8 protein-coding genes are annotated in these 8077 nt (G+C 65.9%); 7 read left to right on the top strand and 1 reads right to left on the bottom strand.

Features of this window, described 5'->3' with window-relative positions; translation table 11 throughout:
• Positions 1–201: 201 nt before the first annotated feature.
• The 7 genes from RT424_RS23315 (at position 202) to RT424_RS23345 (ending at position 7714) form a co-directional block, all read left to right on the top strand.
• Positions 202–1014, top strand: a complete 813-nt coding sequence (locus RT424_RS23315; RefSeq protein WP_313443101.1) for a 4-(cytidine 5'-diphospho)-2-C-methyl-D-erythritol kinase — start codon at positions 202–204, stop codon at positions 1012–1014.
• A gap of 11 nt (positions 1015–1025) precedes the next feature.
• The gene (locus RT424_RS23320; RefSeq protein ID WP_313443103.1) at positions 1026–1763 is read left to right on the top strand and encodes an N-formylglutamate amidohydrolase; all 738 of its coding nucleotides are present in this window, start codon (positions 1026–1028) and stop codon (positions 1761–1763) included.
• 65 nt (positions 1764–1828) lie between these two features.
• Positions 1829–2395, top strand: a complete 567-nt coding sequence (locus RT424_RS23325) for a DUF805 domain-containing protein (protein WP_313443105.1) — start codon at positions 1829–1831, stop codon at positions 2393–2395.
• Positions 2396–2542: 147 nt separating this feature from the next.
• Positions 2543–4399 (top strand): dihydroxy-acid dehydratase, encoded by a 1857-nt coding sequence (gene ilvD, locus RT424_RS23330; protein WP_313443107.1) that lies wholly within the window; start codon positions 2543–2545, stop codon positions 4397–4399.
• A gap of 297 nt (positions 4400–4696) precedes the next feature.
• A complete protein-coding gene (locus RT424_RS23335; RefSeq protein ID WP_313443109.1) occupies positions 4697–5071 on the top strand; it encodes a hypothetical protein in 375 nt (124 codons plus the stop codon).
• Positions 5043–6455, top strand: a complete 1413-nt coding sequence (locus RT424_RS23340; protein WP_313443111.1) for an NAD(P)H-hydrate epimerase — start codon at positions 5043–5045, stop codon at positions 6453–6455. Before RT424_RS23335 ends, RT424_RS23340 begins: the two co-directional genes overlap by 29 nt.
• Positions 6452–7714 carry a class I SAM-dependent RNA methyltransferase gene (locus tag RT424_RS23345; protein WP_313443113.1) on the top strand — a complete coding sequence of 421 codons (1263 nt, stop codon included), beginning with the start codon at positions 6452–6454 and terminating at the stop codon, positions 7712–7714. Before RT424_RS23340 ends, RT424_RS23345 begins: the two co-directional genes overlap by 4 nt.
• Positions 7715–7729: 15 nt before the next feature.
• On the opposite strand, the gene RT424_RS23350 is transcribed toward RT424_RS23345, so the two are convergent.
• On the bottom strand, positions 7730–8008 hold the full coding sequence (locus tag RT424_RS23350; RefSeq protein WP_313443115.1) for a hypothetical protein: 279 nt from the start codon (positions 8006–8008) through the stop codon (positions 7730–7732).
• Between the last annotated feature and the right edge of the window lie 69 nt (positions 8009–8077).

Genomic DNA, 8077 nt, shown 5'->3' on the forward strand with positions numbered 1-8077 from the left:
TGTGAACGGTTTAAGCTGGCGTCATATGTGAACGGCTGAAACTGCCGTCGTCCCGGACTTGATCCGGGACCGCTGGCAGTCCTTGAGGCGCTTCCTCGCGAGCAAGGCGCGGCCCGGCCAGCGGTCCCGGATCAAGTCCGGGACGACGTTGTCGCCGCTATCGCCTTGCCTCCCCGCTCGCTGCGCGCCATGGACGGAGCGATGCTGACCGAAACCGCCTATGCCAAGATCAACCTCGCGCTTCACGTCCGCAGGCGTCGCCAGGACGGCTATCATGAGTTGGAAACCCTGTTCGCCTTCGTCGATGCCGGAGACGAACTGGTGGCCGCTCCGGCTGAGGCCGATCGCCTGACCACCCATGGCGACTTTGCTGCGAAGATCGACGATCCTTTCGGCAATATCGTCGCCAAGGCGCTGACGGCGCTTCCTCACGGGCACGGTTGGGCGGTCGATCTCGAAAAGCGCCTGCCGGTGGCCGCGGGTCTCGGCGGCGGTTCGGCCGATGCCGGCGCGGTGTTCCGCATGGTGGACCGAGCGCACGGCCTGCCGGACGACTGGCAGGAGCGTGCGGCGAAGCTGGGCGCCGATGTACCCGCCTGCGTGCTCTCGCGGCCCTGCATCGGTACCGGCACCGGCACCGATCTTGCCGAAGTGGCCGACAACGATCTCCAAGGCTGCCCGGTGCTGCTGGTCAATCCCCGCGCGCCGGTGCCGACCGGGCCGGTGTTCAAGGCCTGGGATCAGGTCGATCGCGGCCCCATGCCGACCGGCACCTTGCGTGAAATCGCGCTTACGGGTCGCAACGACCTGGAAGCACCTGCCATCGCCATCTGCCCGGTGATCGCCGATGTGCTGGCGGCTTTGAAGGCGACGGGGCCGTTCCTCGCCCGCATGTCGGGGTCCGGGGCTACCTGCTTTGCCCTCTACGAGAGTCAGGAAGCCTTAAGCCGGGGCGCGGCAAGCATGGCGGCGGAACACCCCGATTGGTGGCAATTATCCGGAAAACTGCGTTGACGATCCCTGCGATGACCCCTTCCGTAAAGAACACCGAACTCTACCGGCTGCTGGGCGCGCCGGTGAAGGGGGGTGTTCTCGTTATTGCGGATCATGCCTCGAACCATGTGCCGGAGGGCATCGATCTCGGCATTCCGGCCGAATTAATGAACCAGCATATCGCCATCGACATAGGCGTGGCGGAAGTGGCGGAACGAATGATCGCGCCGGGTACTTCGGCGTGGCTCGCGGGGATCAGCCGTCTCGTCTGCGATCTCAATCGCGACATCGGCATGCCCGGAATGTTTCCCGCGGTTTCGGACGGCTATGCGATCCCGGGCAATGACATCGGCGATGACGGCCGTGCGGCGCGCGTGGCGGAATATTTCAATCCCTATCATGTCGCGCTCGAGAATCTGTTGGAAGAAACGGCGCCTGCGCTGATCGTCTCACTCCACAGCTTCACGCCGGGGCTGGCTACATGCGACAAGCCGCGCCCTTGGGAAATCGGCATTCTCTATAACGAGGATGATCGCGCCGCGCGCATCGCCATACCTCTGCTGGAAGCGGAAGGGCTGACCGTGGGCGATCAGGAGCCTTACTCCGGGCGAATTCTGAATGCCTCGATGAATCGTCATGCGGAAGGGCACGGACGGGCCTATCTCAGCATCGAGATCCGGCAGGACCAGATCACGGATGCCGCAGGACAGGCTCTCTGGGCCGAGCGCCTTGGCCGCCTCTGCGGCGAAGTGGTTGCGAAACTGGGCTGATTTCCTCCTGACTTGTCGATTTCCGATGACGGCGATAGTCTCCCGGCGATGGATCGGGGGGCAACATGATCGGCTATCACCTTGTGCGGCTGGCGAAATTTTCCGGACGCGAAACACGCGCGATGTTCTGGCCCTGGGCGGCGATCGTCATGGGCATTGCCATGATCGGTGGCTTCGCCACCGTGACGCCGATGGTGCTCGCGTCGATGGCGAAGATGCGCAAGTTTGCCCTGGAGCATTCCGAACAGGCCACGATCACGTCCGGCCCCGGACACTATGAAATCGCGATCGACGGCTATCATCCCGAACTGATGCCCGACATCGCTCCCTTCCTCATCGCCGTGGAAGGCATCATGGCGCTGCTGATCGTGTTGATTGCGGCTGCCGTCGTTCGGCGGCTTCACGACACGGGACGGTCCGGCGCCTGGGGGCTGCTGCCGCTGCCGTTCCTGCTCTTCGGCTTCGCCCGAATGCCGGTCCTGTTCGCGGACCCGGTGTTCGACACGCGGCTGTTTGGCCTGCTGTTCCTCAACAACTTGTGCTACCTGGCTGCCCTGGGCACCCTGGTGCTTCTGCTCGCGCGATCCGGGAAGCGATACGACAACCGTTACGGCTCTGCCCCGGCTGTCTGAACTCGCACGATCCGAAAAGCGAAAAGCGCATTTCTGGAAATTTTATGCCTCGCAAAAGCCATGCACATGGCGTAGGGGCCCCCATATAGATGACCACCACGGCGCTGGCCCGGCGCCGTGCCCCTGACAAATCCCGGAGTTCGCACAATGCCCGCCTATCGTTCACGCACTTCCACACACGGCCGCAACATGGCGGGCGCGCGTGGCCTCTGGCGCGCGACGGGCATGAAGGACGCGGACTTCGGCAAGCCGATCATCGCGGTGGTGAACTCGTTCACGCAGTTCGTGCCCGGCCACGTCCACCTCAAGGACCTGGGCCAGATGGTCGCCCGCGAAATCGAGGCCGCCGGCGGCGTCGCCAAGGAATTCAACACCATCGCGGTGGATGACGGCATCGCCATGGGCCACGACGGCATGCTCTATTCGCTGCCCAGCCGCGACCTCATCGCCGACAGCGTGGAATACATGGTCAATGCCCACTGCGCCGACGCCATGGTCTGCATCTCCAACTGCGACAAGATCACGCCGGGCATGCTGATGGCTGCCATGCGCATCAACATTCCCGTCGTCTTCGTTTCGGGCGGGCCGATGGAAGCGGGCAAGGTGGTGCTGCGCGGGAAGGAGCAGGCGCTCGACCTCGTGGACGCCATGGTTGCCGCTGCCGACGAGAGCTACACCGATGAGGAAGTCCAGGCGATCGAACGCTCGGCCTGCCCCACTTGCGGTTCCTGCTCGGGCATGTTCACCGCCAATTCGATGAACTGCCTGACCGAGGCGCTGGGTCTCTCGCTGCCGGGCAACGGCTCGACCTTGGCGACGCACTCCGACCGCCAGCGCCTGTTCCTTGAAGCGGGCCGGCTCGTGGTCGACCTGTGCCGCCGCTATTACGAGCAGGAGGACGAAAGCGTCCTGCCGCGCAATATCGCCAGCTTCGGGGCGTTTGAAAACGCCATGAGCCTGGACATCGCCATGGGCGGTTCGACCAATACCGTGCTCCACCTGCTGGCCGCCGCCATCGAGGCGGGCGTGGACTTCACGATGGAGGATATCGATCGCCTCAGCCGCAAGGTGCCGTGCCTGTCCAAGGTCGCGCCCGCGAAGAACGACGTGCACATGGAGGACGTCCATCGCGCCGGCGGCATCATGGCGATCCTCGGCCAGCTCGACCGGGCGGGCCTGCTGCACACCGACTTGCCGACCGTCCACGCGCGCACCCTCGGCGATGCGCTGAACCATTGGGACATTTCGCGCACGAACGCGCCTTCGGTGCAGGAATTCTTCAAGGCCGCGCCGGGCGGCGTGCCGACGCAGACGGCCTTCAGCCAGAGCCGCCGCTGGGAGGAACTCGACCTCGACCGCGAGAACGGCGTGATCCGCAGCAAGGAGCACGCGTTCAGCCAGGACGGCGGTCTCGCGGTGCTCTACGGCAATATCGCGCAGGACGGCTGCATCGTGAAGACGGCGGGCGTGGATGACAGCATCCTCAAGTTCACCGGCACCGCGCGCGTCTACGAATCGCAGGATGCCGCCGTTGCCGGTATCCTTGGCGGGCAGGTCGGCGCGGGCGACGTCGTCGTCATCCGCTACGAAGGACCGCGTGGCGGGCCGGGCATGCAGGAAATGCTCTACCCCACCAGCTACCTGAAGTCGAAGGGCCTCGGAAAGGCGTGCGCGTTGTTGACCGACGGCCGTTTCTCGGGCGGCACTTCGGGCCTCTCGATCGGCCATGCCTCTCCGGAAGCGGCCGAGGGCGGCGCGATCGGTCTGGTCGAGAACGGCGACACGATCGAGATCGACATCCCCGGCCGCACCATCAACCTGATGGTTTCGGACGAAGTGCTTGCTCATCGCCGCGCCCAGCAGGAAGCACGCGGTGCCGATGCCTGGTCGCCGGTGCACCCGCGCCCGCGCAAGGTTTCGGCCGCGCTTCAGGCCTATGCGGCGATGACCACCAGCGCCGCCAGGGGCGCGGTGCGCGACGTGACTCAGCTCAAGCGGAAATAAGAAGCGGACGTAGGACGCGGAAGTGAGAACTCGTCGTCCCGGACTTGATCCGGGACCGCTGTCAGTTCTTTAGGCGCTTCCCCGCGAGCAAGGCGCGGCTCGGCCAGCGGTCCCGGATCAAGTCCGGGACGACGGCCTCCGCTCTTCGGGCCTCCGCTCTTCGGATATCCACTCGTCGGGCATCGAATCTTCGAGGATCCAATTTCCGGTATCCCATTTTTCGGGTGTCCCATTTCGGTCTGCGTCCAACAGCGGGTTGGCGCATGGTCCATCTCGCCTTTAGCAAGGCATATGGCCATGAAACTCTCCACCGTCCTCGCGCTCGTCTTCACGTTGGCCGCTTGCTCTTCGGATCAGCCGGTACCCGAGCAGGCGGAGGGCGACGAGCACATCGCCTGCGCAGTCGCCGGGGCTGCCGAGCCCAAGCCGGTCTGCGCGGTCGAACGTGTCGAGGAGCAGGAGCGGCTGGTTCTGGTCGTCCATCATCCCGACGGGGCGTTCCGGCGCTTCGTGGTGATGACGGACGGCAGCGGGCTTGCAGTTGCCGATGGCGCCCAAGTGGCTGTAACAAGGCTGGACGGTGACCGGATCGACGTCAGCGTCGGAGCGGACCGCTACCTGTTCCCGGCCACGAGGAAGCCCGATGCTCCAAACTCGAAATCGCCACACTAACCAGGTTCTCACCGCCGCGCAGATGCGTGAGGCGGAAGCGGCGCTGATCCGGGCGGGGTCGTCGGTCGAAGCGCTGATGAGGATTGCCGGTCGCGGTGCGGCAGATTGGATATGGCGCATCTGCGGCGGGCGAAAGGTGACGGTGCTCTGCGGCCCCGGTAACAACGGGGGCGACGGGTATGTGATCGCCGAGGCCATCCGGGAGCGTGGCGGTCAGGTGGCGGTGGTCGCGGCCAGCGCCCCCGGAACCGATGCCGCTCGCAACGCTCGCGCGCTCTATCACGGCACCGTGGTGGGTCCGAACGAGGCAGCGGATGGCGACATCTTCGTGGACTGCCTCTACGGCAACGGATTGACGCGGCCCCTGTCCGCCGAGGATTTTGCCCTGCTGACCAGGCTGGCCCGATCGCACCACCATCGGGTTGCCATCGACTTGCCGAGCGGCGTTCAGTCCGACACCGGCATGGTCCTGAACGCGGTGCTGCCCCAATACGATCTCACATTGGCGCTGGGGGCATGGAAATGGGCGCACTTCCTGATGCCGGCCGCGCCGGTCATGGGTACGCTGCGGCTGGTGCCGATCGGCTTGGATGCGGTTGCAGAGGCGGCCGAAGCCCTGTCCAGACCCCGCATCTCCCCGCCGTCGGCTGACTCGCACAAGTATCGACGCGGGCTGCTCGCAGTGGTCGGCGGCGCCATGCCCGGTGCGGCGGTGCTGGCCGGCATCGCGGCGCAAGGGGCGGGCGCGGGCTATGTGAAGCTGTTTGCGGACAGCAAGCGAAACGTTCCCGCCGACCTGGTGGTGGACCAGGGCGAACTCGTCGATGTACTCACCGACGATCGCAATACGGCGGTCCTGGTCGGCCCCGGCCTTGGGCGCGACGCCGCGGCGCGAGAACGGCTGGCGATCGCCTTGGCCGATCCCGTGCCGGCAGTGGTCGATGCCGATGCCCTGGTGCTGCTAGGCCCGCGCCATCTGGCAGAGCGACAGGCCGCCACGGTGGCGACGCCGCACGACTGCGAGATGCTCGCATTGGAACGCGCTTTCGATCTGGACGGCAGCGGCAGCAAACCACAGCGCGCGCGTGCCCTGGCGCAGGCGACAGGCATGATCGTCGTCGCCAAGGGGCCGGACACCGTGATCGCGGCGCCGGACGGACGCCTGGCGTTCGGCCCGCGTGCCACCCCCTGGCTCTCGACGGCCGGAACCGGCGACGTGCTGGCCGGCTGCATCGCCAGCCGGCTGGCCGCCGGATCGGAAGGCTTTGCCGCTGCGGGCGAGGGCGTCTGGCTTCATGGAGAGGCTGCAAGGCGCTGCCCGCCCGCCTTTACCGCCGGTCAGCTTGGACAAATGGTTCCGGCTGCGCTAGCGGCCTGCCTGTGACTACCGAAACCGAAGAAATCCTGAGAATCGCCTCCAAGGGCGATGGTGTGACCGCGAGCGGACGTTTCGCCTGGGGCTCGGCCCCCGGCGACCTCCTGCATGAGGACGGCACCCTCGAATGGGGCCCGCACCATATCCAGAGCGCCTGCACCCATTTCGGCCGCTGCGGCGGTTGCCAGTTGCAGCAGCTCGACGAGGAGACGCTTGCCGAGTTCGTGGGGGCGCGGGTCGCCAATGCCTCGGCATCGCAGGAACTGGGGGCCGAGACTATCGCGCCGCCCTATCTTTCGCCTCCGGGTGCGCGCCGCCGCGTTTCGCTCAGGGCCGAAAGTTCGGGCGGACGCGTCGTCATCGGGTTTCGCGAGGCGAAGTCACACCGGCTGGTGGAGCTGGAGGAATGCCCGGTCATGGTGCCGGAACTCTTCGCGGTGCTGGGTCCGCTGCGCAAACTGCTCATCACCATGGGCAAGGCGGCGCCGGCGAAGAAGGGTGGTCGCCCCGGAAAGCCCAGCAAGCACCAGCAGACGCGCATGGCCGCCGATATCGAGATGACCCTGACCGACCAGGGCGTCGACCTGGGGGTCAAGGGGCTTACGGCCGAGGGGCTGGCGGCGACCGAAGCCATGCTGGATTTCGCGCGCGAGCATAAGCTGGCGCGTCTCACCATGGACGGCGGCTACGGGTTCGAAACCGTGTGGGAGCCGGTGCCGGTAACCGTGAAACTGGGCGGCGTCTCCGTGCCGTTTCCGCCTGGAACCTTTCTCCAGGCGACGGCGGATGGCGAACAGGCGTTGGTCGAGGCGACGCGTGGCTGGCTGCAAGGCGCGACGACGGTGGCGGACCTGTTCTCCGGGCTCGGCACTTTCGCGCTGGCCCTGGCCGGTCCGCAGACCCGGGTGCTGGCGGCCGAAGCCGCGCGCGATGCGCATCTGGCCTGCAAGGCAGGTGCGGATCGCGCCCAGCTTCCGGTGTTCAGCGCCCATCGCGACCTTTTCCGCAACCCGTTGCAAGCGGACGAGCTGAGCAAGGTCGAGGCCGTGGTGCTCGATCCGCCGCGGGCCGGCGCGCGCGATCAGGTGGAGTGCATCGCGGCTTCCTCGGTGAACCGCGTGGTCTATATCTCGTGCAATCCTTCCAGCTGGTCACGCGATGCGGCGCGGCTGGTGGAAGCGGGATTCAGGCTGGTGGAACTACGGCCGGTCGGTCAGTTCCGCTGGTCCACCCATGTCGAGCTGGCGAGCTATTTCGAACGGCCCTGATCGGCAGATTGCCGGTCAGTCGCCGTCCTGCGCCCCCGAATCCTGCGCTTTGGCCATCATGTCCATGAAGTCTCGCGCGGCGTTGCGATCTTCTTCGTTGTCGAAGGCGACATCAAGGTCGGGTGAGGCGTTGAACAAATAGAGCAGCGACCACAGCGCGAAGCGGCGGTTGCGATCCTTTTCCATGCCCAGATCCACGCGCATCCGGTCGATGCCGGCTTCCAGGGTGGAAGGCGCGATGGTCGAAAGCTCGTCGGTGCCGAAGTAGCGGCGCAGTTGGTCGTCGAAGTCCATGGGATCGCCCTAGCGCATTTTCTAATCAGGTGGAATCACCTGATGACTCGGAAAATGCGGCAAACCAGA

Source organism: Novosphingobium sp., from assembly GCF_032093395.1.
In the GTDB taxonomy this organism is placed as follows: Bacteria; Pseudomonadota; Alphaproteobacteria; order Sphingomonadales; family Sphingomonadaceae; genus Novosphingobium.